The organism is Corynebacterium sp. HMSC072A02, assembly GCF_001810085.1.
In the GTDB taxonomy this organism is placed as follows: Bacteria; Actinomycetota; Actinomycetes; order Mycobacteriales; family Mycobacteriaceae; genus Corynebacterium; species Corynebacterium hesseae.
In genome coordinates this window covers 159,219-182,054 of the sequence record NZ_KV799847.1, presented here as the reverse complement: position 1 = coordinate 182,054, position 22,836 = coordinate 159,219, and the positions used below count along the sequence as shown (strand labels likewise).

Sequence of the window (22,836 nt, the reverse complement as noted above, 5' to 3'; positions counted from 1 at the left end):
CGCATAGCCTGAGTGTTCGTTCACATCGTCGCCCCGCCGGGCTCGGCCCACGCTGAGCCGGCTGACTGTCTCCGCAGCTTCGTCTTCGACGCTAACCTTGCCGCGCAAGAGGCCAGCGGTGATCCCGCGGCCAGTGGCTCTCCGCGTCGCGTGCTCCAGCGTCTCCAAGGTTCTACGGAGTCGCGTACCTACCTCGTTGGTCTGACAGACTCCGTCTTGGGCCCAGCTGGAGAGTTGGGCTTGCCGGTTATTTCGGCCGCCGAGCCCAGCCCAGAAATTGACTTCGACGGTTTCATCCACATCTCGCTTCCGCTTTTGGAAGAGACAGATAACGCCGACATCGAGTGCGTCCTCGCCGCCGATCTCCTCCCCCTGCCCGGGGAAGAGCTGGAGCCGGAAGCCCTCGAGGTCACGCGGACCTTGGCGCGCGAAGCCCTCCGCCTTACCCGCCAGCTAGGCCGCAAGAATGCCCAGGTTGGCATGCTGTACCCGCCGGACGCGGACCGCTCATACGACCCGATGTCGCAGGCCTACCTCGAACTGGGCTTTCGCCAGAAGCACGCCGAGCGCCAGATGTACATCGACATCGCTGCCACCTCCCCGGTCCTCGGCGCGCACGTCTGGCCGGACTACGACATTCCGGACGCGTTGCTTGACGACGTCCTCCGCTTGCTCACCCTCGCCTCCACCGACGCGGTCTACGGTGACTTGAGCGTCGAGCCCATCGTGTGGACGCGGAAGCGCCTCGAGGAGGCCCACGCCCGGCTGCGCTCCCGCAATGCGCACACTCTGCTCGTGGGCATTCTCGACCAAGGTAAAGTCGTCGCCCTCACGGAACTCTCCCGCCACGGCGATGCAGACCCCGAGGTGTGCGAGTGGACGCTCACAGTGACCGACCGTGAATACCGACGTCGCGGGTTCGCCACGCGCGCCAAACAGCACGCTCAGTACGCAGTGACGCACCACTGGCCCACCGTTCGCCGTGCGTACTGCTCAGTGGCCCAGGCCGATCCAGCGATGAACGCGCTTTATGCCCGCCTCGGGGCGCACGTCATCTCCGCCAGCAGCGCCTACGAGCTCACTGTGTAAACGGGGTAGTCGGTATAGCCGCGCTCCCCTCCCGTGTAAAACGTTCTCTCATCCGGCGCGGTGACAGGTAATTCCTCCTGCCAGCGGCGGACTAGGTCCGGGTTCGAGATGGCCAGCCGCCCCACCGCCACGGCATCGCCGTACTGCACCAGCTGCTCAGCTTCCTCCCGCTGGGTGATGCGGCCAAAGCCTGAGTTGAGGATGACGCGTGTCTTCCCGTTGGCGCGAACAAGAGTGCTCAGCTCGGTGATGAGCTCACCAGTGGGCTCTGCGTGCAGGAAGGAAACATAGGCCAAGCCGAGGTCCTCGATAGCGCGAAGCAGCCCACCGTAGGTGGCGCGCACATCCTCAACGTCGCTTTCCTCAATGCCTTGAATATTGTTTTGCGGCGATAGGCGCAGCGCAAGGCGGTCCGCGCCAATCTCTTCAGCCACCGCACGCAGGATCTCCTCCACAAGGCGATAGCGATGTTGCGGGCTTCCGCCATAAGCATCGTCGCGGTGATTGGAGCTTGGGGAAAGGAACTGGTGCAAAAGATAGCCGTTGGCACCGTGGATCTCTACGCCATCCATGCCTGCGTCAATGGCGTTGCGTGCGGCTTGCCGGAACTCATCGATGATGCGCGGCAGCTCTTCGCTGTCGAGAGCTCGGGGAACTGGGCACTCCTTGCGGGATTCGAAATCTCTCACCGCGGTGCCGGAGGCCAGTGCAGAGGGAGCTGCGGGCTCCGCCCCTTCAAGAAGGCTGGCATGAGACAAACGCCCGCCATTCATTACCTGCATGAAGATGCGCCCGCCGGAATCGTGAACGGACTTCGCCACGCGACGCCACCCAGCTATCTGCTCTGATGTCTCGATACCAGGCTGGCCTGGGAAGGCACGGCTGGTCACCGCTGGGAACACACCTTCTGTCACGATTAGCCCCATGGAGGCGCGTTGCGTGTAGTACCTCTCATGCAGCTGCGTGGGGACGCCGTCGCGCCCTGCGCGCGACCGGGTCAAAGCCGCCATCGTCACGCGGTTTGGAAGCGTTAGTCGTCCCAGTTCTAAAGAGTCAAAGAGTGTAGCCATGCACTCCACAACACGAATCTAGGAACGCTTATTCCTCGCCCTGCTGGCTCCGGTGGCGTGAGGCGGCGCGCGAGCGGCGGTCGTCGATAAGCAGCGGGTTCTGTTCCGCTGGAAGCGCGGTCGCGGCTTCGTTCTGCAGGACTCCCACGTGGTCAAGCTGCCCCGAGACTTCCCGCACGCGCTCCGCGGCGGCTAACTGCTCAGGGCTGCGGCGCAACGCCACTTGGCAGTACACCAGGAAGGCCACCAACGTAGACACAGCGCCCACGTACATGCCAATAGATGCCCCCTCAGCGGCACCGCCGCGGTACCAGAATCCCCACAAGTTAACGAAAAAGGAGATGGTCACCATCATCCATGCGGCGAGAGCCACAGACGTCCGCCGCGTAAGGATCGTAGCGGTAGTCAGAATTCCCACGCCACCCAACGCTAACCAGGCGCTAACGGTCTCCATAAGTGAAATTCGCACTCCCTCGGCGGTTCCGCCTACGAAGAGTGCTTCCCATCCACGGGCGTCACCGGCATAAGGCAACACCAGATACGCTACCCACACCACGACAGACACGATGAGCGCATATTTGTGCTTTCCCAGTTCGATGGTCTTCGCCGCGCGCTTTTCTGCGGCGACAGCATCGCGCACCTGCTTCAAGTCATCACTCATAGAATCGGAGCCTACTCCTTTCTAGCAGCCACAGGAATCAGCGGGAGCGCTGGGCTTGCCGACGCCCGGCAGGCCCAACCCCACCCCAATCGGCGCCGTGGTGGGAGTCTGCCCCGCAGCCGACATGTCACCGGCCTTGGTACGGCGGTGCTCACTGACACCGGAATCGGCCACGAGGAAGAAGGAACCCGCATCCGTCACGGTGGTATGTACGACATCGCCAGGGCGAATCTCCGTGGAGATGTCCTTGCCCTCACTATCGACGGGAGCAAAGTGAACGAGGCGGCCATCGCGAGCACGACCGGTAAGACGGTGGGTCTCGGCGGACTTGCGGCCGCCTTCCGCCTGGACCAGGAGCTCCACGTCGGTGCCAATGAGCTTCGCGTTCTCCTCGGCCTGGATGGAGTCTTGGAGCGCTACGAGGCGCTCGAAGCGCTCCTGCACTACCTCCTTCGGGATCTGGTTCTCCATGACCGCAGCCGGGGTTCCCGGACGCGGCGAATACTGGAAGGTAAACGCGGAGGCAAAGCGGGCGCGACGCACCACATCCAGGGTGGCCTCAAAGTCCTCCTCCGTCTCACCGGGGAAGCCCACGATGATATCGGTGGTGATGGCGGCGTGCGGCATTTTCTCGCGCACTTCGTCGAGGATGCCTAGGAACTTCTTCGTGCGGTAGGAACGGCGCATGTCTTTGAGCACCTTGTCGGAGCCAGACTGCAGCGGCATGTGCAACTGTGGGCACACAGCCGGAGTCTCCGCCATGGCATCGATGACGTCGGAGGTGAACTCTGCCGGGTGCGGGGAAGTAAAGCGCAGGCGCTCAAGCCCCTCGATCTTGCCCACTTCCCGCAGCAGCTTGGAAAAGGCGAAGCGGTCTCGCGGCAGGTCCGGGTCAGCGAAATTGACGCCATAGGCATTGACGTTTTGGCCCAGCAACGTCACCTCGGACACTCCCTGCTCCACCAAGGCCTGAACCTCTGCGAGGATGTCGCCAGGGCGGCGGTCCTCCTCCTTGCCGCGCAGGGAAGGAACGATGCAGAAAGTACAGGTGTTATTGCAGCCCACGGAGACCGATACCCACCCGGCATAGGCGGACTCGCGCTTGGCCGGCAGCACGGAGGGAAAAGCCTCAAGCGCGTCGACGATTTCAACCTGGGCCTCATCATTGTGGCGAGCGCGTTCAAGAAGTGTCGGCAAAGCCGCCATGTTGTGGGTGCCGAATACCGCATCGACCCACGGCGCATGGTCAAGGACTGTGTCCTTATCCTTTTGCGCCAAGCAGCCGCCCACAGCGATCTGCATGCCGGGGTGGTTCTCTTTCGTCTTCTTGAGCGCACCTAGGGTTCCATACAAACGCTTGTCGGCGTTCTCACGCACAGCACAGGTGTTGAAGACTACGAGGTCAGGCTCGGCGCCATCCGGTGCCGCCGAGTAGCCGGCTTCCTCGAGCAAACCGGAGATGCGCTCGGAGTCATGAACGTTCATTTGGCAGCCAAAAGTCCGCACCTCATAGGTGCGGGGCTGGCTATTGATTTCGGGGGAGCTCACGGGGGGACATTCTAACTGGCCCATCCGGCTACTCATAATGCCTTTAATTCGGCGATGCGCGCATCAAGAGCCTCGATGGATATGCGCATGACAAGTTCCTGGTTGTAGCCGCGCCGCGCGAGCGTTCCCACGATGCGGCGCAGGAACTTGTCCCTTTCATGCCGGTCGGCCGGAACCTTTTTAAGCGTCCGCGCCTTCTTCTCCGCGACCTGGCGGGCGACGGCCTCTTCAGATTCGTCTGTAATCTGCTCTAAGGCTGCGGCCCGATCAGCGGCATCAACGCCCTTCTCCTTGAGCTCCACGTTGAGGGCGCGGGACGACTTGCCGCGCCGCGCATGACGCTGGCGAACCCATTCCTTGGCAAAGCTCGCGTCATCAACAAGGCCGACATCTGCGAGGTCATCAACAACTTCCTCGACCACGTCGGGCTCGAAGTCCGCAGCAACGAGGCGGTCACGCAGTTCCTTGCGGGAACGCGCTCTCTGGTCCAGCAGACCGAGCGCACGAGAACGCACGGGAGCCTTCGCAGCTTCGGCTTCTGCGTCAACTAGCTGTCCGCCCGCGTCACCTGATTCATAGGATTCGAGGGCCTGGCGCAGCTTCTCAATCTTCTCCGATGAGGGTTGTGCCATAGATCCCGTTTAGTCGTCGTCGAAATCGACGTTCGGAACCAGATCCACAGACTCATCCGTCAGCGGATCATCTGCTCCTGGCACATCCATGGCCACGTTGTCGCCACTCTCGGCAGCGGCAGCACCCACACCGAGCTTGACGAAGATCTTCTTCTCAATCTCATCCGCCAGATCCGGATTATCCTTGAGGAAGTTACGAGCCTTCTCCTTGCCTTGGCCCAGCTGGTCACCCTCATAGGTAAACCAGGAACCAGACTTCTTGATGAAGCCGTGTTCGACGCCCAAGTCAATAATGGAAGACTCGCGCGAAATACCTTCGCCATACATGATGTCGAACTCAGCGATCTTGAACGGCGGGGAGACCTTGTTCTTTACAACCTTGAGCTTGGTGCGGTTACCGATGGCATCCTGACCGTCCTTGAGGGTCTGAATGCGGCGAATATCGCAGCGCACCGAGGCGTAGAACTTCAGCGCCTTACCGCCAGTCGTGGTCTCCGGCGAACCAAACATCACGCCGATCTTTTCACGCAGCTGGTTGATGAAGATGGCGGTGGTCCCCGAGTTGTACAGAGCACCCGTCATCTTACGCAGCGCCTGGGACATGAGACGAGCCTGGAGGCCAACGTGGCTATCACCCATCTCACCTTCGATCTCCGCCTTGGGGGTCAGCGCAGCAACCGAGTCAATCACGATGATGTCAATAGCACCAGAGCGCACGAGCATATCGGCGATTTCCAAAGCCTGCTCACCAGTATCTGGCTGGGAGACCAACAGGTTATCGGTATCAACGCCAAGCAGACGTGCGTACTCCGGATCGAGAGCATGCTCAGCATCGATGAAGGCCGCAATACCGCCAGTCTTCTGCGCCGATGCAATCGCGTGCAGAGCAACGGTAGTTTTACCCGAGGATTCCGGACCATAAATCTCCACGATACGGCCACGCGGGAAGCCGCCGACGCCCAATGCGATATCGATGGCCGTATTACCGGAGGAAATAGCCTGGATTGGCGGGCGATCATCATCACCCAGGCGCATAACGGCACCCTTACCAAAATCCTTCTCAATCATCGCCATGGCAGCGTCAAGGGCTTTTTGACGATCATCGCCCTTGCTCGCTGCCGAGGACTTCTTCTTCGTAGCCATTCATTTCCTCACTATCGTGCGTCAGTTGTAGTGCGTTCTTACGCGTTAATTAAAGCTGGCACCTAATTAGACTGCCACGTGGCAGCTGAGGTTCCCTGGCGCGACTCAAACAGCCTTAGCGCCCTCTCCTCAAGCCACGAAGTCACCCTAACGTGCCCGCCGGACCACGTCCCACAATACACACACAAGTGTTCGATTTTCCATTTCGCCCAAGCGCGTGTCCCAGCGACAGCCTCCACTACTGAAGCACCCAAGGACCGTCCTGCTCTTGCCGCGAGAAGGTCACCTTCTCAGCAGTCTGAAGAACGGCCACCTCCTCCCCTAACGAGCTGCAGACATCCAGGTCATCGAGGTTAGCCCTGCTACTCATATACTTGGAATACCCCGGCCCTTGCACATCACGGTACAGCTCAACGCTACCCGCCGCCGGTGGCACCCACTCATCATCCTCATCTGTACCTCCCTGCCAGGTTCCATCGCTGGCGGCGAGGACATCCCTTTCGGTAGCGCCAGGGCAAATAATGATCACCCGTTCATACTCCGAATCGAAGATGTCACCGATCGGCATGTCTACGCTTCCCGGCTCCCCTCCCTCGACCCCAGCGGCCTCATCGATATTTTCGATGACGTTCGCGGAATTCACCAACGAACATCCAGCTAAGCCGCCTATAGCCACACCGGAAAGAAGTGCTACTGCCCCATAGCGCGCCCTAAGGCACCCTAAACCCTTAAGCCACGCTTGTTTCTGCCCAATTTCCATGCACCAAAGATACCCCGTTCGGGGTGGATGCGCGTCCTAAATTTCGTGCTTGAACACTGTTCAAAAGGTGCTATTTGCTGCACAGTTATCCCACTGGATAAACTTTGGCCCATGAAAAAGAATTCCGTCGCGACTGACATCGCGTACGTCGCGGTCTTTACCGCGCTCATCATAGTCTTTGCTTTTGTCTCTATTCCTACTCCCACCGCGGGCGTACCCATCGTTCTTCAAAACGCGGTTATCATCCTCGCGGGTCTGGTCCTCGGCGGCCGCCGCGGCCTCTTCGTGGGCCTGCTCTTCATTGCCCTCGGCCTCGTCGGCCTTCCCATCCTCGCCGGCGGACGTAGCGCGTTGAGCGCTCTCGCCGGCCCCACGGTTGGCTACCTCGTTGGCTATGTGGTCGCCCCGGCCATCGCCGGACTCATCGCCTACCGCGCCCCGCGCAACAAGGGCGGAATGACGCTCATCCTCGCTATCGCCGGCGTCGTTGGCCTCGCCGTCCAGTACTTCTGCGGAATTCTCGGCCTGATGTACCGCTCTGGCATGTCCTTCGGTGCAGCCACCATCGCCCAAGGGCCATTCCTCATCCCCGATCTCATCAAGGTCGCCGTGATGGTTGTCATTGCGGTCGGCGTCCATGCAGCGTTCCCAGACCTGATGGGCCGACGCACCGCTAAGGCGAAGTAGCTCCCGTGCCGCTCATTGAATTCCGTAACGTGTCCGTCACCTTCGACGAGACGCCTGTGCTTAACGACGTTTCCCTCAACTTGAGCGAACAACGCATCGGCATCATCGGCGCCAACGGCGGCGGCAAGTCAACCCTCGTCCGGCTCATCAATGGTCTCGGTGAGCCCTCACGCGGTGAGGTCTTGGTGGACAACATGGACGTCGCCAAGCACGGCAAAGAAATCCGGCGCCGCGTGGGATTCGTATTCTCAGACGCCGAGAACCAAATCGTCATGCCGCAGGTACGCGATGACGTGGAATTCTCCCTGCGGCGCCTCAAGCTGCCTCGGGAGGAACGCACCGCGCGTGTCGACGCCGCACTCGAACGCTTCGGCCTTAAGGCCCTGGCCGAACAATCCCCACACTCGCTCTCCGGCGGGCAGAAACAGCTCCTCGCGCTGGCTGCGGTACTGGTCATGGAACCGACCGTCATCATCGCCGACGAGCCGACAACCCTGCTGGACCTGCGCAACCGTGACCGCATTCGCCGCGAGTTCGCCAACCTGGAGCAGCAGCTGATCGTGGTTACCCACGACCTGGACTTCCTCTCCGACTTTGACCGCGTTCTGTGCATTGACGACCACCACGTAGCCGCCGATGGAACACCCGACGAGGTCATTCCCTTCTATACGAAGCTCATGGAATCCCGCCCCCTCTAGCGATCATGCCCAAGAACATCCCACTCGGCTTCTATGTCGACGCCGACACCATCATCCACCGCATCCCCGCCGCGGTGAAATTCCTCGTACTCATCGGCTTCATCCTCGTGACTTCGCTGGCCGTTCACACGATCGGCTGGGCAGCGCTAAGCCTCGCTCTCCCCCTTGCTCTCTTCCCCATTGCCCGGGTCCCCTTCCGCGTCGCGCTCGGCCAGCTCGCGCCGCCGCTCTATCTCCTCGTCGCACTCGCTGCATTTCAGTGGTGGCAGAAGGACTTCACGGCGGCTGCCATCATGTTCCTCACGATTTACGCGGCCATTAGCGCGGCGGTCCTGCTGACACTCACGACGAAAATCTCGGAGATGATGGACTCCCTGGATCGCGCCCTTGCCCCGCTGGGGCGCCTCGGGGTCCCCGTTGAGAACATCACGCTGGCGATGTCCCTTACTATTCGACTGCTTCCCCTCATGCTGGGAACCGTAGTCGAGGTGCTAGACGCACGAAAAGCCCGGGGCGCCACGGCATCATTAGCCGCTTTTGGCACCCCGGTTATCATTCGCTCTATCCGCCGCGCACGCGCCATGGGTGAGGCGCTTCAAGCGCGCGGCGTCGGCGACTAAGCCTATTCTCCGCGCAGCTCGCGCAGGCGAGCCTGAACGGCATCGTTCTGCACGTTCGGCTGAGCCTGGGTTCCTGCCGAGCCGATTGCCTGCTGGGAGTTGCCCTCCACGGCCTTCGGGTTATTCATCTCCGCGCGAATCTGCTCGAGACGGGAGTGGCCAGCCAGTTGCACGCCGGCCTGCTCAATCTCCTGCATACGGTTAGACACGGAGTTCTCCGCGAGCTCTGCCTGGCCCAGGGCCTTGGAGTAACGGCGCTCAATCTTGTCGCGCACCGCGTCCAGGGACGGGGTGTTGCCGTTGGCAGAAAGCTCATTCATCGAGTTGAGGGACTCGGAAACCTTCTCCTGCATCTTGGCCTGCTCAAGCTGGGACAGCAGCTTCGAGCGCTCGTTGACCTTCTCACGCAGGGCCATGCCATTGCGCTCGACGGCCTTCTTAGCCTGCTCCGCCTGCTGCAGTGCCTGATCATGCAGCTTCTTGGTGTCCTCAACAGACTCCTCGGCAGTTACCAACTGGGCGGCGAAGGCTTCTGCTGCGTTCTCATACTCGGTAGCCTTCTGCGCATCGCCCTCAGCACGAGCCTTGTCCGCCAAGTTCAGAGCGTTGCGGGTGTTCTGCTGCAGCTTTTCGATCTCGCTGAGACGGCGGTTGAGCTGCATCTCCAGCTGGCGCTGGTTGCCGATGACCGCCGCAGCCTGCTGCGAGAGCTCCTGGTGCTGGCGCTGAGCTTCCTCGATTGCCTGCTCAATCTGTACCTTCGGATCAGCGTTCTCCTCGATCTTCGAATCGAAGAGAGCCATCAAGTACTTCCAGGCCTTTACGAATGGATTCGCCATAACAGAAGGTGCCTTTCTCAGCAGTTCGTTGTGTCTATAAAAAGTGTTCGAAAAGAATTCTCTGCCTGCCTAATATTAGCGAAGCAAGCAGTGCTACGCCGCGGTTCTACAGTTCCGATGCTGCGGGTGCGGTGGACGCTAGCTCTTCATCCATCGATGGCAGCGCCATGTAGCCAGCGGCCTCGATGAGAACATCGGAAACACTGACATCAAGCGCATGGCACACGGATGCCAGAAGCTCAGAGGAAACCTCCTTGCGGCCGCGCTCCAACTCCGAAAGGTATCCCGGGGACACGCGCGCTACACCGGCGAGCTCACGAAGGGTCACGCCCTTATCCGCACGGAAGGCGCGAAGCGTCAGTCCGAGTGCCTCACGCAGCAGCGGCTCAGGGGTCCGCGTCGACCGCGTGCTGGTCTGGGTGGGCTTATCAAGTAATGCAACTGAAGTGTTCATCACTCCGTACAACGGCCCAGCACTCCTCCTTGTTCCCACAATCAACTATTTTTCTTCAAGAGTTGATAGGAGAAGACTCAATGCTGCCTCAACTGCACCGGCACGAATCGCGTTGCGCCCCTCAGCAGAAAGCTCATAGAGGACGCCTCGCTTGGCGACGCCCCCGTCGCCCCTCCCGCACAGCCCCACATACACGGTTCCCGCAGGTTTACCTTCTTGGAGGTCCGGCCCGGCCACACCAGTCAGCCCTAGCCCCCAATCCGCACGCGTTTCGACAACTGCGGCCTCAGCCATCTGCGCGGCAGTAGCGGCAGACACCACGCCTTGATCGTCAAGCTCTTCCACGGTGGTGTTGAGGAAATGTGCCTTGACCTCTGTCGCATACGTCACCAGACCGCCCCGCAACACCGCCGAGGCTCCCGGCACGCTCGCCACCGTGGCAGCGGCTAAACCGGCAGTAAGGGACTCACAGAACGCCACGGTTTCGCCGCGCTCGCGGAGCCTGGACACTAGTTGCTCCTCGATGCTCACTGGTTCTCCCTACGGCCATCAATGAGATACTGGATGCCGGTCAGGACAGTAACGAAGGCGGCAGCCAACATGACGAGGAAGCTCGGAAGGTCCATCCACCCCGGCAGCGGACAGAGATACAACGCCACCGCCAAGGTCTGCAGCGCTGTCTTGAGCTTTCCACCTTGGGAAGCCGGCACCACTTTTCCTTGGCGCAGCAAGAAGAAGCGCCAAATAGTGATCCCAAATTCACGGAAGAGAATGACGACGGTGATCCACACGGGCAGAGCACCAGTGATGTTGAGGCACACGAAGGCCGCAGTCATCAGAGCCTTATCCGCGATGGGATCCGCAATCTTGCCGAAATTTGTAATGAGCCCACGCGAGCGTGCAATATCGCCGTCCAGCTTGTCTGTGAGCATGAGGAGCGCAAAGCATACAAAGGACCACCACTCATGTCCGGCCAGAACCAACCAGGCGAACAAGGGGATAAAGAGGATGCGCAAACTGGTCAAGATATTGGGAAGATTCCAATTGGAGACCTCGGGATTTACATCCGCGGTTTGAGAGTGGTTGTGCGCAGCCTGAGAATCATTCACGCCCTTCATCCTACCGTGGCCTCCCTACCCCTCGCGCGAGCACTACCATGGAAAATATGAAGTACTTCGCTGTCTCCTATGAATACAATCCATCCAACCCAGTCATCGCAAATGTTCGCCCGAAACACCGCGAGTTCATCGGCGCGCTCCATGAGAAAGGCCAGATCTGCGGATCGGGCCCCTTCACCGATTCCAAGGGTGGGGCTCTCATCGTCCTGCAGTTTGAAGACGAGTCAATTGAGGTGGCCGAGGTAATCGCCCTCATGGACCAGGACCCCTTCTACACCGAAGGCGCCGTTACGGGCCGTGCCTTCCGCGAGTGGAATCCCGTTATCAATTCCTTTTAAACTCTTCCCCCATGCTGCCCGGGACTCGGGCAGCACTCGGAGTTAGGGCAGCTCGGATTTCGGCAGGTCCTCTGCCTTGCCCACAAGCTCTCCCTGCTTGTTACGAACGATCTTGTTGCCAACATCGTCCCAGTCGTAGTGGTTGTGGGAAATCACCACGCCACCCTGAGCTTGGTCGCGCTTGTCTTTCCACACGGACAGCAACACAGTGATTGCGAGCACGCCGACGATGACCAACAGCGACATCAGCGTGGAAATCTCCGGCACGGCGGAAACATCCTCACCGCCATTAATGAACGGCAAGTTGTTCTCATGCAATGCGTGGAACAACAGCTTGACGCCGATGAACAGCAGAATGATACCCAGGCCATAGGGCAGGTAAACCAGACGGTCCAACAGGCCATCGATGAGGAAGAACATCTGACGCAGGCCCATGAGCGCGAATGCGTTGGTGGTGAATACTAGGAAGGGCTCCGAGGTAATGCCGTAGATGGCGGGGATGGAGTCGAAGGCAAACATGACGTCGATAAGCCCAATTGCTGCCAGCGCCACGAACAGCGGGGTGAGCGCGAACTTCCCCTTCTTCTCCCCGGACTCTTCACGGTGGGTGAGCTTATCGCCGTGGTAGCGCGGGGTTACGTGTACGACCTTGCGCAGCCATTTGACCACCAACATGTCATTGGGGTCTGTCTCCGGGGCGTCGTTGATCTCATCGATGAGCAGCTTCACTGCGGTGTAAATGAGGAAGATTGCGAAGATGTAGAAGACATCAGACCATGCAGCGATAATTGCCGCGCCCAACAAAATGAAAATGAGGCGGAATACCAGGGCCAAAACGATTCCGATGAGGAGCACCTTCTGCTGGTATCTGCGGGGGATTTTGAAGGATCCCATGATGAGCGAGAAGACGAATAGATTGTCCACGCTCAGCGCCTGTTCCGTCACCCAACCGGTGTAGAACTGTGCGGCATGTTCGCTGTCCCACAGCACCCATACAACTCCGCCGAAGACAACGGCAATTGCCATATAGAACAGCGTCCACCCACCGGATTCCTTGAGCGTAGGCTCATGGGGCGAGCGAACGTGGCTGTAGAAATCGAAAATAAAAAAGCCCAGAATCACCGCCATGGTGATGGCCCAGACCCACAATGGTACGTGCATAATGCGCTATCCCTCCGGTCGACGCGACAACAAAGACCGGAGGTCTCCCCCGCTAGTGATGCTTACGCAGAGCAACGCTAGCCGGCGCGACCGGGAACTGTACCGCAGTTGCCGTGTTGACGATCGACGCCGAGGATTGGGGTACTCCCCTCCAAGACTCGTCCTATCCTACACGGAACTTAGAACGCGCCCGTGGAGGGGTTGGCAGAGATTTCGACGGTGCGGGTATCTGCTGACTCCGCGTCAGCACCGTCAGTGCCTTCAGCTTCCTGGACTTCCTTCGGTGCCTCTGCTGGGTCCGCCCCCTTGATCATCCAAATGATGGTGTCGAGCTCTTCCGGTTTGACCAGCACCTCGCGAGCTTTGGAGCCTTCCGAGGGACCAACCACACCGCGCGACTCCATGAGGTCCATGAGTCGGCCGGCCTTGGCAAAGCCGATGCGCAGCTTGCGCTGAAGCATCGACGTGGAGCCCAACTGGGACGTGACCACGAGGTCGACGGCCTCCAAGAGGTCGTCCATGTCCTTGCCGATTTCCTCGTCGATCTCCTTCTTGGCGTCCTTGGCTTTATCCTCCGTGACACCTTCGGTGTAGTTCGGTGCGCCTTGTGCCTTCGCGGCGTCGACAACCGCCTGCACCTCTTCGTCGGAGACGAACGCGCCCTGCATGCGCACTGGGCGCCCGCCCTGCGGGATAAACAGGCCATCGCCCATACCGATGAGTTTCTCGGCACCACCCTGGTCCAAGATGACGCGGGAGTCCGTGAGCGAGGACGTCGCGAATGCCAGGCGGGACGGCACGTTGGTCTTGATAAGGCCGGTAACCACGTCCACGGACGGGCGCTGTGTTGCGAGCACGAGGTGGATACCCGCTGCACGGGCCTTCTGGGTGATGCGGACGATGGAATCCTCGATCTCCTTCGGCGCCGTCATCATGAGGTCGGCGAGCTCGTCCACGACGCACACGATATAGGGGTACGGGCGCATCTCTCGCTGGGAGCCGGCCGGGGCCTGGTATTCGCCGCTGCGAACCTTGCGGTTGAAATCCTCGATCTTGCGCACGCGGGCAGCCTGCATGTCCATGTAGCGCTGCTCCATCTCCTCCACCAGCCATTGCAGGGCCGCTGCGGCCTTCTTCGGCTGCGTAATGATAGGGGTGATGAGGTGCGGGATGCCCTCGTAGGGTGTGAGCTCGACCATCTTCGGATCCACCAGGATGAGGCGAACGTCTTCCGGGGTCGCGCGAGTGAGCAGCGAGACCAGCATCGAGTTCACGAACGCCGACTTACCTGAACCGGTTGCGCCGGCCACGAGAAGGTGCGGCATCTTCTTCACGGAGAAGGAGGTGAATTGGCCCTCGATGTCCTTACCCAAGCCGATGAGCATCGGATCGTTATCAGCACGCAATGCCGGGGAATCCAAAACATCACGCAGGCGCACCATTTCACGGTCCGCATTAGGCACCTCGATACCGACTGCAGACTTGCCCGGAATCGGGGTCAACAGGCGCAGGTTATCCGTCGCCACTGCATAAGCCAGATTGGACTGCAGGTTCGTAATCTTCGAAACCTTGACGCCTGGTCCCAGCTCAATCTCATAGCGCGTCACTGTAGGGCCACGGCTAAACCCGGTGACTTGGGCATCGACCTTAAACTCCTCAAAGACTTCAGTGATGGCTTCGATGATGCGGTCGTTGGCCTCCGTGCGAGCCTTCGCAGGCTTGCCGGCCGTAAGCAGGTCAGTCGTCGGCACGTCATAACCGCCTCCCAGTGCGGTATCTTCCGCACCGCTCGGGGCCGCGGGTGCTTGTTGCGCCGCGTCTTGAACATCCTCGTCGACCTTGGCGCCCGTGCGCGCATCGCGCCCGGAACGCTCCTGGAACATACGGACGGCCTCGGAGTGTGCGGCAGAGACAACGTCCTCCCCGGCCGCCCCAGCAGACGCTGCGCTTGCCGACGCCCCCGCGGCTGCCGCCCCCAGCGCCGCACCGGCGGCACCGCCAACGTCTACGCGGGGACGCTTCTGCTGTGCAGGCTTGTGCGCAGGTTTCTCAACCGGCTTCTCGACAGGTTTCGGTGCTGCCTTCTGCTTCTGCTCCGGCTCCGGAACAACGGGGATCTCGTCGGTGTCATCGACGCGGCGCTCGGGCACGGCATCAAAGGAGGGGCGGCCGTGTTGGACCGGTTCCTGCTTCATGGGCTGTGCCGCCGAGTCAAAGGAGACCGTGGCGTTCTCATCCGGCGCAACGGCCGGGTAGCTCTGCGTGTGCTGCGTGCGCTGGCGCTGGCGCGGTCGCGGAGTATGGACCGGGCGCGTGGGGCGCTCGCGCCCCTCGGCGATGGCGTCGATGTCATCGCTGACATAGCCGTAGTCGTCTGCGGAGGCGTCGTCAAGCAGCTCATACTCCGAGCGGCCCTTCCGATCGCGGAGTCCACCGACGAGCGCAGAGAATTGGGCAGCCACGAAGTCATAGGCTTCGCGCAGGGTGATGCCGGTGATGTTGAGCGCCCCATAGACAATCAATAGGAAGAGCAACGGCACGGCCACGTAGCTAGAGAAGGCTGCTACGAGCAGCTCACCGATAGCAAAACCGATAGCGCCTCCGGCCTCTCCGGCGGCGTTCTTATTCCACGTAAGGTCCGGGAGCCCAGCAAAGATATGGATAAGGCTCAGCATGCAGACCACGATGAGGGCCGTGCCGCCAACCACGCGCGGCTTGAAGTGGCCGGCCGGGCCGGAAAGATCCATCATGAGCGCGATGGCTACGGCGATGAGCGCAACAGGAAGAACATAGGCGCCCGCGCCAATCACATAGCGCACAGCATTGGTGAGGTACTCACCGATAATGCCAGCCACTTGGAACCACGTAGCGCATGCCAAGACGATGGCCACACCAATCAGCACGAGCGCGACCGCATCCGGGTTGGAGACGCGAATGCTCTTCTCTACCCGGGCGGGGCGCTCCATGATGGTCGTCGGCATCTCGGACTCAACGTCCTGGGCACGGGTCACCTTGCTTTTCGACGAGGCGCCACCCTCAGCCCTGTTGCTAGTTCTCTTATTCTTCGCGCGTCCAGAAATTTCCCCTGGCTCCCTCACATCGTCGTAATCATCAAAAGCCTCTTCGTCATAGGACGCATCATAAGCGGGATCATAAAGATCCTCGTCCCGATCTCTCGCTTCAGCTGGCTTGAGTCCGGCGAGGCCATGCCCGACTCCCCGCGCCATGCTCCCCATGCCCCGGGCCGTAGCGCCAAATACGGTGCCCAGCCCGTGACCAACGGCACGAAAGGCGCTGCCGGTCCTCTCTTCGGAGGTCTCGGCAGCGCGGGTTGCAGACGACAGCGAGTAGCTTGTGCGGCCCGACGGTCGCGAGCGATTAGCCGTGCGACCTCGGCCGGAGGCGCGAGACGGAGCGTTCTTGACAGACATGATTGCCACTCTAGTAGCAAAAGCCCCATTAACAACATGCGCCACACACGTATGGCGAAGAAAATTAGCAGTTCAGCCTACAGGCTTGACCTTACGATTGCAGATTCATCGCCTTCAATCTCGACATCAGCGACGTCGCGGCCGAAGGCCCACAAGAGCACCTCGGACACGGTACCTCGTACGCGAACCACAGCGTCGCCTTGTCCAGACACACGGTGTCTATCCGCAGCCACGATCGGCGGGAAACCTTGTGGCTCCAGGACAACGGGCAGGCGCGAGTGCGACAACAGCCGTGTGCCTAGCAGTTTCAACGGCGCCAGTAGCTCTTTGTTGACTGCTCGTGAAAGATCTCTTGGTTCAATGCGGCCATTAGCTCGGCGGATATCCTCGTGGTGGACAAAGTGCTCGGCCGCGTTGAACACAGAGTCTGCATAGCGCAGAGGGCTAAACCTAGATGCTCCCCTCCCCCACGCATCCACCAGCTCCTCATACGTCATGCCCTCGCGGACCCCATCCGCGACGCTCCGTGTATGAGAGGACAGCGCTGGAATAAAGGAACCGAGCACAGCATCAGGGCGGTTCTCACGCACCCACAAATGCGTTGCTAGGTCCCGGGTTGTCCACCCTTCGCACAACGTCGGAGCATCAGGGCCAAGCTCATGGAACAACGCCACCATCTTGGCGCGCTCTGCTGAAGAAAACGACATGCGCCCCAGCATACCCACCGGAGGCGGGAACACTGGGGCGCTTGCGGCCTTAGCTTTAGAGCGATTCGCGCGAAGCGTGAACTTCGTCGTCGTCAGGCAACAGGATATCCGAGTTCGTCGGAACGATGGTCGGCAGAATCACCGGCTCGCGCTTGTACTTGGAGTCCATGAGCTTCGATACCTTGCGGCGCAGCTTCTGCACCATGCGGTAGGTATCGTTCTCTCCCTCAGCGGCGAGGTCGTTCATGGTGTTCTCCACCATCTCGGCGACCTCAGGCACGATACCGCGGTCATCTTCGGAGAAGCCCGTCGTGGACACCGTCGGATGCTCAAGCAGGCGCGACGTGCGGTTATCGATGACACAGGTGATGGAAACGACACCGCCGGCACCCAGGTTGGTGCGGTCCGCGAGGGTATCGGCATCGACATCACCCATCGACACACCATCGACGTAGAGGTTGCCCACCGGGATCTGGCCGACGACCTCAGCACGGCCGTTGCGCAGATCGACGACAACGCCGTTCTGCGCAAGGACCACGCGATCACGGGCCACACCAGTGGAGACTGCCAGCTCCTTGTTTGCACGCAGGTGGCGCCACTCGCCGTGCACCGGCATGGCATTCTTCGGGCGTGCAGCGTTGTAAAGGAAGAGCAGCTCGCCACCATAGCCGTGGCCGGAGGCGTGGACCTTAGCTTCCTTGTTCGTGATGACCTCAGCGCCAATCTGGGACAGCATGTTGATAACGCCGAACACGGCCTCCTCATTACCCGGAATCAGGGAGGAGGAGAAGATGATGAGGTCACCATCGCGGACGGTGATCTGGCGATGCTCACGACGGGCCATGCGGGACAGCGCCGCCATCGGCTCACCCTGGGTACCGGTGGTGATGAGCAGTACCTTGTGCGGAGCCATCTTGGCTGCCTCATCGATCGGGATGATGGTGCCGCGCGGAACCTTCAGGAAGCCCATCTTCTCCGCGATTTCCATGTTGCGCATCATGGAGCGGCCGTTGAACGCAACCTTGCGGCCGGCGGCCACGGCGGCGTCGATAGCCGCCTGCACGCGGTAGACGTTCGAGGCGAAGGAAGCGATGATCACGCGCTGCTTGGCCCCAGAAACTAGGCGCTTAAACGTTGCCGGAATGTCACCCTCAGAGGCGGACACACCCGGGATGTTGGCATTGGTGGAATCGCACAGCATGAGGTCCACGCCTTCGTCGCCGTAGCGCGACAGGGCCGGCAGGTCCGTCGGGCGGTTATCCAGCGGGGTCTGGTCCAGCTTGATATCACCGGTGTGGATGATGTTGCCAGCCGGGGTTCCCAGCATGACGCCGAGGGCATCCGGGACGGAGTGGTTCACTGCCCAGAAGCGGCAACGGAACGGACCGTAATTCACATCGGACATCTCATTGACCTCAACGAACTTCGGCTTCTGGCGGTGTTCCTTACACTTGGCAGCAATCAACGCAATAGTGAAGCGGGATGCCACAATCGGGATATCCGGGCGCAGCTTCAGCAGCCACGGGATAGCACCAATGTGGTCCTCGTGCGCGTGGGTTACGACGAGCGCCTTGACCTTGTGAATCTTCTTCTCAATCGGGCCAAAGTCCGGGAGAATCAGGTCCACACCAGGCTCACCGGAGGACGGGAAGAGCACACCACAGTCGATGATGAGCATCTCATCCTGGTACTCAAAGACGGTCATATTTCGACCGATCTCGGAAATACCGCCCAAGGCATAGATACGCAGAGAGTCCTTCTGCTGCTTCGGCGGCTCCGGCAGACGCTTGGTCAGATCCGCGCCCTGCATGGACTTAGGCACGTTGCGACGGCCGCGGTTGTTGTTGCGATTGCGGTTGTTACGACCACCGTTGTTGTTATTGCCGTTGTTGTGGTTGTTGTTGCCGCCGCGGCCGCGACCACGGCCGCCACGGGAACCACGAGAACGGGAACGACGGTTGCCGTCGTCAGAGTTTCCAGACTCCTTAGAGGATGCGCCGGAAGCAGCCGATTCCTTCGGTGCTTGGAAAACCGGCGAAGCCGCCTCATTCGAGGCGGTCTCAGTCTCCGAAGGCGGACCCGCCTTACGGGTCACCTTGCGGGAACGGTTACGGGATTCAGTCATTCTTAAAGGACTCCAGCCTTTTCCAAATCGTGACGGAGAACCTCAATCTCATCCGCGTCAGCCGCGGAAACCGGGAGACGAGGTTCTCCAACTTCAATGCCCTGCAGGCGCAAGGCAGCTTTAACAAGAGTTGCTCCTCCGAGGCGGCCTTGCGCCTCAACGAGCGGGGACAAAGTTTTCGCGTTGATCTCTCGTGCACGTGCGATATCACCTTCGTCGAAGGCCACGTAGAGATCAGCCAGGGCACGCGGGGCAATATGACCAATCACGGAAATAACGCCTGAAGCACCGAGGGCCAGCCACGGCAAGTTCAGCCCGTCATCTCCGGAGTACCATGCCAATCCGGTTTCCTGGATAAGCGGTGCAGCCGCTACAAGATCGCCCTTGGCGTCCTTGACGGCCTTGATATTCGGCACTTCCGCGAGGCGAAGAAGGGTCTCCGTCTCAATCGGAATGCCCGAGCGGCCAGGGATGTCATACAGACAAATGGGGAGGTCCACGGCGTCAGCGACAGCGCTAAAGTGCGCATACACACCGGCTTGGGAAGGCTTGGAGTAATACGGAGTTACAACCAAGAGGCTGTCTGCTCCCGCATCAGCGAAAGCGCGCGCTGCTGAAATGCTGGTGGCGGTGTTATTGGTTCCCGCTCCCGCACACAGCTTAGCGCGACTGCCTACCTCTTCCTTTACAGCTGCAAACAGCTCCAGTTTCTCATCCAATGACGTCGTCGGTGACTCACCCGTGGTCCCAGCCAAAATGAGCGAATCAATACCGTTATCAACCAGATGAGCTGCCAGGCGACGACCAGCGGACACATCCAAGGCGCCATCCTGGTCAAATGGAGTGACCATAGCTACGCCTACGCGTCCGAAGGTGTCGACGCCTGTCTGTGCTGTCATACCTGTGCTCATAGGCGTCAAGATTACCCGCTTTCGCCCCTATTGGCTGCATCGGGGTCGTGCGCGAGTCTCCTGCAAAGCCTTTAAGCGTACGGGCTCGAAGCCATTTCGGTCCCGTCGGACAACGTGGTGATGTGGAAGTCGTCGAAAAGCACCGGCGATTGCTCTCTCAACAGCTTCAAGCATGTCACCGCCAATTGGCGCATCTCAGTATCAGCCTGCTCCGTTGCCCGAGCGCCGATAAAGTGGCGCCACGCACGGTAGTTCCCAGTCACTACTATGCGGGACTCTGTGAGATTGGGCAAAACCGCACGCGCTGCCTGCCGCGCCTGCTTCTTACGAAGCAATGCGTTTGGTTCCTCTTCCAGTTTGGACTCGAGGGCGTCGAGCAGCTCTTCGTAGACAAACCTCGCTTCATCGGCCGCTTGTAGCGTTAACCGCGTTAGCTGCTCATCTTCTGCAATGAACTTGGGCAGCACTACCTCTGCTTCGTCGGAGTGTACGAAGCGTTGTGAAAGCTGGGAGAAGGAGAAGTGCCGGTGGCGCACCAACTCATGCGTTGCCGAGCACGACAGCCCTCTTATATACAGCGTCGCGGTGGCATGCTCCAGAAGCGCGTCGTGACCCACTTCCAAGATGTGGTGTAAATAAGCCTGGTTCGACGCGGTACGAGGATTTGGCTTATCGAAGGACTCGTAACACGCACGCCCAGCAAACTCGACTAACGCCTCGCTTTCCGACGCCCCCTCGTCCGCCTTCCAATCCACCCCGCGTGGTGCATGAAACGCCGTTGCCGCGATGAGTTGGACATCAAGCTCAGAGACCTTTGCCATTACAGCCCCAGATACTTCTCAAGCCCCACGGTCAAACCTGCGTGGGAGGAAATCTCGCGCACACCAAGCAAAACACCGGGAGTAAAGGAAGAGCGGTCATAGGAATCCTGGCGGATGGTCAGGGATTGCCCTTGGGTACCGAAGATTACCTCTTCATGCGCCACCATTCCCTGCATGCGAACTGCATGGACGTGGACGCCATCAACGTCTGCACCTCGTGCACCGTCAAGGGACTGCTCGGTCTTGTCCGGCATTGCATCCAGGCCGGCTTCCTTACGAGCCTTCGCAATTCCCTGCGCAGTATGAACCGCCGTGCCGGACGGCGCGTCAAGCTTATTCGGGTGGTGGTATTCAACAACCTCGGCGCTATCGAAGAACTTCGCCGCTTGGGCAGCAAACACCATGGTCAATACAGCTGAGACAGCAAAGTTCGGAGCGATGAGAACGTTGCCAGCGTCCTCCTTCTTAGTCCACTCCTCTACCTTGGCTAGCCGCTCCTCGTCGAAGCCCGTGGTGCCGACAACAGCATGGATTCCGTTGGCGATACAAAACTCAAGATTATCCATAACCGATGCGGGCTGAGTGAAGTCGACGGCGACCTCGGCGCCTGCTTCAACTAGCTTCTCCAGCGGGGTTTCGCGATCAATTTCAGCGACAAGCTCCAGATCTTCTGCAGCGTTGACGCCCTCCACGATTGCCTGCCCCACGCGGCCCTTAGCGCCAAGGACACCCACCTTGATAGTCATTCACAATCCCTTCATACGTGTTCATACGGTCAGCTGTGCCCAGTCTATCCCCGCCGCCGGCAGGGTTTTGGACAGGGCAGAGAGGGCCGCCATAAACCTCGATCAATTGCGTAGTTCACTGGCGTTTAGGCGGTTTTGCAACCTGTCACATTTGTATCGCACATCCAATCTATTTTGACGCGGATACCCCCGTTTATAGTAACGACTTGACGTGAATTCACTACTAATTATCGACATGTTCGGTGAGGGTCGGTAGAATCATTGTTAGAACATTTCTTCTAACTCATGTTTCTCGGGGGAGACATTCATGACCACCACCGCCACACACCCACCAACCTATTTCTTTTCCACCACCAACCCTCATAACCCACACGCGATGGCCCGTGCGGCAGCCCGCCGCGCTATCTACAACACCTGGGTTGGTGCTATGCCTAGCCTGCAGGCTGATATCAACACCACCGCACTATCCCTGGTGGCTGCTTGGTCGCTGCCCGAAGGTCACATCAAAGCAGGTCTGCGTGCTATCCACCGGCTTGATAGCCTGCCGAAAGTCAAAGCCATACAAGACACCTCGTGCCTGCTCGACATCGAGTCCTTGATTGCTATTGATCAGCCCATGTCGGCCCTGACAGCCCTGACGGATGAAACCCTGGATTTTATCGACACCATCCTGGCTGACTTTTTCACCCCCACTAAGGCGAATCAGGCTTTTCCTACCCGTAGCCAGATCAGGCGTAAAGTCCGCGATATCTGTAAAACCCTGGATGACTCCATCGCTTTTCGTGATACCCGCCCCAAGGATGCCTACCGGTTTTCTTCTAATGGCACCTCTGCGTGGCTAGAACTCCAAGTTACTGAAGATACCGGCATTAAACTCGATGCCTTCATCCACCAAACCGCTGCCAAGCACGACCTGACGATTCCTGATGCTGTCAAGAAACTGCTGTCCGGTGAGATTGAGCCTCCAGCCGCTGTGGTGCTACATACCTATCAGGCCTGCGATATTGAGAATGCCCCGACCTTTATTGAAGGCTTCGGCTGGCGGCAAGAGGCTATGCCGCATGATAAAGCCCGGGATTTAACCGGTGACATCGACGAAGCAGACGGCTACCAACCGGGCCTGATTATGCGCAAACACGTCGAAGGCCGCGACGGGACCTGCCGGGTCGGCGGGTGTGAGAAACCTGCCTTTCTTACCCAGCTTGATCACCGGCATAACTGGGCTGAAGGCGGGCCAACCCACCCGAAGAACCTGGCATGCTTATGCCAAGGCCATC

23 protein-coding genes are annotated in these 22,836 nt (G+C 59.8%); 6 read left to right on the top strand and 17 right to left on the bottom strand.

Going from position 1 to position 22,836, the window contains the following annotated elements; genetic code table 11:
- Nucleotides 1-12 precede the first annotated feature (12 nt).
- Nucleotides 13-1,089 (top strand): GNAT family N-acetyltransferase, encoded by a 1,077-nt coding sequence (locus tag HMPREF2698_RS06075; RefSeq protein WP_070562919.1) that lies wholly within the window; start codon nucleotides 13-15, stop codon nucleotides 1,087-1,089.
- Here HMPREF2698_RS06075 and HMPREF2698_RS06070 read toward each other — a convergent pair.
- The 6 genes from HMPREF2698_RS06070 to HMPREF2698_RS06045 form a co-directional block, all read right to left on the bottom strand.
- Nucleotides 1,071-2,159 (bottom strand): alkene reductase, encoded by a 1,089-nt coding sequence (locus tag HMPREF2698_RS06070; RefSeq protein WP_083303803.1) that lies wholly within the window; start codon nucleotides 2,157-2,159, stop codon nucleotides 1,071-1,073. The two genes, HMPREF2698_RS06075 and HMPREF2698_RS06070, sit on opposite strands and share 19 nt — an antisense overlap.
- A 28-nt stretch (nucleotides 2,160-2,187) precedes the next feature.
- Nucleotides 2,188-2,820, bottom strand: a complete 633-nt coding sequence (locus HMPREF2698_RS06065) for an Rv2732c family membrane protein (RefSeq protein WP_070562913.1) — start codon at nucleotides 2,818-2,820, stop codon at nucleotides 2,188-2,190.
- Between the two features lie 21 nt (nucleotides 2,821-2,841).
- Nucleotides 2,842-4,392: a tRNA (N6-isopentenyl adenosine(37)-C2)-methylthiotransferase MiaB gene (miaB, locus tag HMPREF2698_RS06060; RefSeq protein ID WP_083303802.1), complete on the bottom strand. Its 1,551-nt coding sequence runs from the start codon at nucleotides 4,390-4,392 to the stop codon at nucleotides 2,842-2,844.
- 8 nt (nucleotides 4,393-4,400) lie between these two features.
- Nucleotides 4,401-5,000: a recombination regulator RecX gene (gene recX / locus HMPREF2698_RS06055; RefSeq protein ID WP_070524501.1), complete on the bottom strand. Its 600-nt coding sequence runs from the start codon at nucleotides 4,998-5,000 to the stop codon at nucleotides 4,401-4,403.
- 9 nt (nucleotides 5,001-5,009) lie between these two features.
- Nucleotides 5,010-6,143, bottom strand: a complete 1,134-nt coding sequence (gene recA / locus HMPREF2698_RS06050) for a recombinase RecA (protein WP_070524502.1) — start codon at nucleotides 6,141-6,143, stop codon at nucleotides 5,010-5,012.
- Nucleotides 6,144-6,381: 238 nt separating this feature from the next.
- A complete protein-coding gene (locus HMPREF2698_RS06045; RefSeq protein ID WP_141748930.1) occupies nucleotides 6,382-6,786 on the bottom strand; it encodes a hypothetical protein in 405 nt (134 codons plus the stop codon).
- A 228-nt stretch (nucleotides 6,787-7,014) separates the two neighbouring features.
- On the opposite strand from HMPREF2698_RS06045, the gene HMPREF2698_RS06040 reads away from it, so the two are divergent.
- From HMPREF2698_RS06040 to HMPREF2698_RS06030, 3 genes are read left to right on the top strand one after another with little or no spacing between them, the layout of a single operon-like run.
- Complete coding sequence (locus tag HMPREF2698_RS06040; protein ID WP_070562904.1) at nucleotides 7,015-7,590, top strand: biotin transporter BioY; 576 nt, start codon at nucleotides 7,015-7,017, stop codon at nucleotides 7,588-7,590.
- Between the two features lie 5 nt (nucleotides 7,591-7,595).
- The gene (locus HMPREF2698_RS06035) at nucleotides 7,596-8,288 is read left to right on the top strand and encodes an energy-coupling factor ABC transporter ATP-binding protein (protein WP_070562901.1); all 693 of its coding nucleotides are present in this window, start codon (nucleotides 7,596-7,598) and stop codon (nucleotides 8,286-8,288) included.
- Nucleotides 8,289-8,293: 5 nt separating this feature from the next.
- A complete protein-coding gene (locus HMPREF2698_RS06030; protein ID WP_070562899.1) occupies nucleotides 8,294-8,908 on the top strand; it encodes an energy-coupling factor transporter transmembrane component T family protein in 615 nt (204 codons plus the stop codon).
- A gap of 2 nt (nucleotides 8,909-8,910) precedes the next feature.
- On the opposite strand, the gene HMPREF2698_RS06025 is transcribed toward HMPREF2698_RS06030, so the two are convergent.
- The 4 genes from HMPREF2698_RS06025 to pgsA all read right to left on the bottom strand — a co-directional run bounded on the left by HMPREF2698_RS06025 (nucleotide 8,911) and on the right by pgsA (nucleotide 11,319).
- Complete coding sequence (locus HMPREF2698_RS06025) at nucleotides 8,911-9,747, bottom strand: PspA/IM30 family protein (protein ID WP_070531429.1); 837 nt, start codon at nucleotides 9,745-9,747, stop codon at nucleotides 8,911-8,913.
- Nucleotides 9,748-9,853: 106 nt separating this feature from the next.
- The gene (locus HMPREF2698_RS06020) at nucleotides 9,854-10,201 is read right to left on the bottom strand and encodes a helix-turn-helix domain-containing protein (RefSeq protein WP_070531432.1); all 348 of its coding nucleotides are present in this window, start codon (nucleotides 10,199-10,201) and stop codon (nucleotides 9,854-9,856) included.
- A 45-nt stretch (nucleotides 10,202-10,246) separates the two neighbouring features.
- Entirely contained in the window at nucleotides 10,247-10,732 is a 486-nt protein-coding gene (locus tag HMPREF2698_RS06015; RefSeq protein WP_070562896.1) for a nicotinamide-nucleotide amidohydrolase family protein, read from the bottom strand.
- Nucleotides 10,729-11,319 (bottom strand): CDP-diacylglycerol--glycerol-3-phosphate 3-phosphatidyltransferase, encoded by a 591-nt coding sequence (gene pgsA / locus HMPREF2698_RS06010; protein ID WP_180952027.1) that lies wholly within the window; start codon nucleotides 11,317-11,319, stop codon nucleotides 10,729-10,731. The genes HMPREF2698_RS06015 and pgsA overlap by 4 nt, the downstream gene beginning before the upstream one ends.
- 47 nt (nucleotides 11,320-11,366) lie before the next feature.
- Between pgsA and HMPREF2698_RS06005 the strand changes: the two genes are divergently transcribed.
- Nucleotides 11,367-11,657 carry a YciI family protein gene (locus tag HMPREF2698_RS06005; RefSeq protein WP_070524508.1) on the top strand — a complete coding sequence of 97 codons (291 nt, stop codon included), beginning with the start codon at nucleotides 11,367-11,369 and terminating at the stop codon, nucleotides 11,655-11,657.
- Nucleotides 11,658-11,699: 42 nt separating this feature from the next.
- Here HMPREF2698_RS06005 and HMPREF2698_RS06000 read toward each other — a convergent pair whose 3' ends face one another.
- The 7 genes from HMPREF2698_RS06000 to dapB all read right to left on the bottom strand — a co-directional run bounded on the left by HMPREF2698_RS06000 (nucleotide 11,700) and on the right by dapB (nucleotide 21,559).
- A complete protein-coding gene (locus tag HMPREF2698_RS06000; RefSeq protein WP_070562893.1) occupies nucleotides 11,700-12,818 on the bottom strand; it encodes a TerC family protein in 1,119 nt (372 codons plus the stop codon).
- 179 nt (nucleotides 12,819-12,997) lie between these two features.
- A complete protein-coding gene (locus HMPREF2698_RS05995) occupies nucleotides 12,998-16,249 on the bottom strand; it encodes a DNA translocase FtsK (RefSeq protein WP_070562890.1) in 3,252 nt (1,083 codons plus the stop codon).
- A 77-nt stretch (nucleotides 16,250-16,326) separates the two neighbouring features.
- Nucleotides 16,327-16,968, bottom strand: coding sequence for a TIGR03085 family metal-binding protein (locus HMPREF2698_RS05990; protein WP_070562887.1), 642 nt, complete (start codon nucleotides 16,966-16,968; stop codon nucleotides 16,327-16,329).
- Nucleotides 16,969-17,011: 43 nt separating this feature from the next.
- A complete protein-coding gene (locus tag HMPREF2698_RS05985; RefSeq protein ID WP_083303801.1) occupies nucleotides 17,012-19,081 on the bottom strand; it encodes a ribonuclease J in 2,070 nt (689 codons plus the stop codon).
- Between the two features lie 2 nt (nucleotides 19,082-19,083).
- Nucleotides 19,084-19,992 (bottom strand): 4-hydroxy-tetrahydrodipicolinate synthase, encoded by a 909-nt coding sequence (gene dapA / locus HMPREF2698_RS05980; protein WP_070524512.1) that lies wholly within the window; start codon nucleotides 19,990-19,992, stop codon nucleotides 19,084-19,086.
- Between the two features lie 71 nt (nucleotides 19,993-20,063).
- Nucleotides 20,064-20,813 (bottom strand): FAD-dependent thymidylate synthase, encoded by a 750-nt coding sequence (thyX, locus tag HMPREF2698_RS05975; protein ID WP_070562884.1) that lies wholly within the window; start codon nucleotides 20,811-20,813, stop codon nucleotides 20,064-20,066.
- Complete coding sequence (dapB, locus tag HMPREF2698_RS05970; protein ID WP_070562881.1) at nucleotides 20,813-21,559, bottom strand: 4-hydroxy-tetrahydrodipicolinate reductase; 747 nt, start codon at nucleotides 21,557-21,559, stop codon at nucleotides 20,813-20,815. The genes thyX and dapB overlap by 1 nt, the downstream gene beginning before the upstream one ends.
- Nucleotides 21,560-21,866: 307 nt before the next feature.
- Between dapB and HMPREF2698_RS05965 the strand changes: the two genes are divergently transcribed.
- Nucleotides 21,867-22,836 (top strand): HNH endonuclease signature motif containing protein (locus HMPREF2698_RS05965; RefSeq protein WP_070562878.1); only part of this gene is annotated, 970 nt, incomplete at its 3' end.

Excerpts from the sequence above, each read along its gene's own strand:
- dapA (WP_070524512.1), bottom strand. The coding sequence starts at position 19,992 with ATGAGCACAGGTATGACAGCACAGACAGGCGTCGACACCTTCGGACGC.
- HMPREF2698_RS06025 (WP_070531429.1), bottom strand. The coding sequence starts at position 9,747 with ATGGCGAATCCATTCGTAAAGGCCTGGAAGTACTTGATGGCTCTCTTC.
- pgsA (WP_180952027.1), bottom strand. The coding sequence starts at position 11,319 with ATGAAGGGCGTGAATGATTCTCAGGCTGCGCACAACCACTCTCAAACC.
- HMPREF2698_RS06020 (WP_070531432.1), bottom strand. The coding sequence starts at position 10,201 with ATGAACACTTCAGTTGCATTACTTGATAAGCCCACCCAGACCAGCACG.
- recX (WP_070524501.1), bottom strand. The coding sequence starts at position 5,000 with ATGGCACAACCCTCATCGGAGAAGATTGAGAAGCTGCGCCAGGCCCTC.
- HMPREF2698_RS06070 (WP_083303803.1), bottom strand. The coding sequence starts at position 2,159 with ATGGCTACACTCTTTGACTCTTTAGAACTGGGACGACTAACGCTTCCA.
- HMPREF2698_RS05995 (WP_070562890.1), bottom strand. The coding sequence starts at position 16,249 with ATGTCTGTCAAGAACGCTCCGTCTCGCGCCTCCGGCCGAGGTCGCACG.
- HMPREF2698_RS06005 (WP_070524508.1), top strand. The coding sequence starts at position 11,367 with ATGAAGTACTTCGCTGTCTCCTATGAATACAATCCATCCAACCCAGTC.
- miaB (WP_083303802.1), bottom strand. The coding sequence starts at position 4,392 with ATGGGCCAGTTAGAATGTCCCCCCGTGAGCTCCCCCGAAATCAATAGC.
- HMPREF2698_RS06040 (WP_070562904.1), top strand. The coding sequence starts at position 7,015 with ATGAAAAAGAATTCCGTCGCGACTGACATCGCGTACGTCGCGGTCTTT.
- HMPREF2698_RS06000 (WP_070562893.1), bottom strand. The coding sequence starts at position 12,818 with ATGCACGTACCATTGTGGGTCTGGGCCATCACCATGGCGGTGATTCTG.
- HMPREF2698_RS05990 (WP_070562887.1), bottom strand. The coding sequence starts at position 16,968 with ATGCTGGGGCGCATGTCGTTTTCTTCAGCAGAGCGCGCCAAGATGGTG.
- HMPREF2698_RS06065 (WP_070562913.1), bottom strand. The coding sequence starts at position 2,820 with ATGAGTGATGACTTGAAGCAGGTGCGCGATGCTGTCGCCGCAGAAAAG.
- recA (WP_070524502.1), bottom strand. The coding sequence starts at position 6,143 with ATGGCTACGAAGAAGAAGTCCTCGGCAGCGAGCAAGGGCGATGATCGT.
- HMPREF2698_RS06030 (WP_070562899.1), top strand. The coding sequence starts at position 8,294 with ATGCCCAAGAACATCCCACTCGGCTTCTATGTCGACGCCGACACCATC.
- HMPREF2698_RS05985 (WP_083303801.1), bottom strand. The coding sequence starts at position 19,081 with ATGACTGAATCCCGTAACCGTTCCCGCAAGGTGACCCGTAAGGCGGGT.
- dapB (WP_070562881.1), bottom strand. The coding sequence starts at position 21,559 with ATGACTATCAAGGTGGGTGTCCTTGGCGCTAAGGGCCGCGTGGGGCAG.
- thyX (WP_070562884.1), bottom strand. The coding sequence starts at position 20,813 with ATGGCAAAGGTCTCTGAGCTTGATGTCCAACTCATCGCGGCAACGGCG.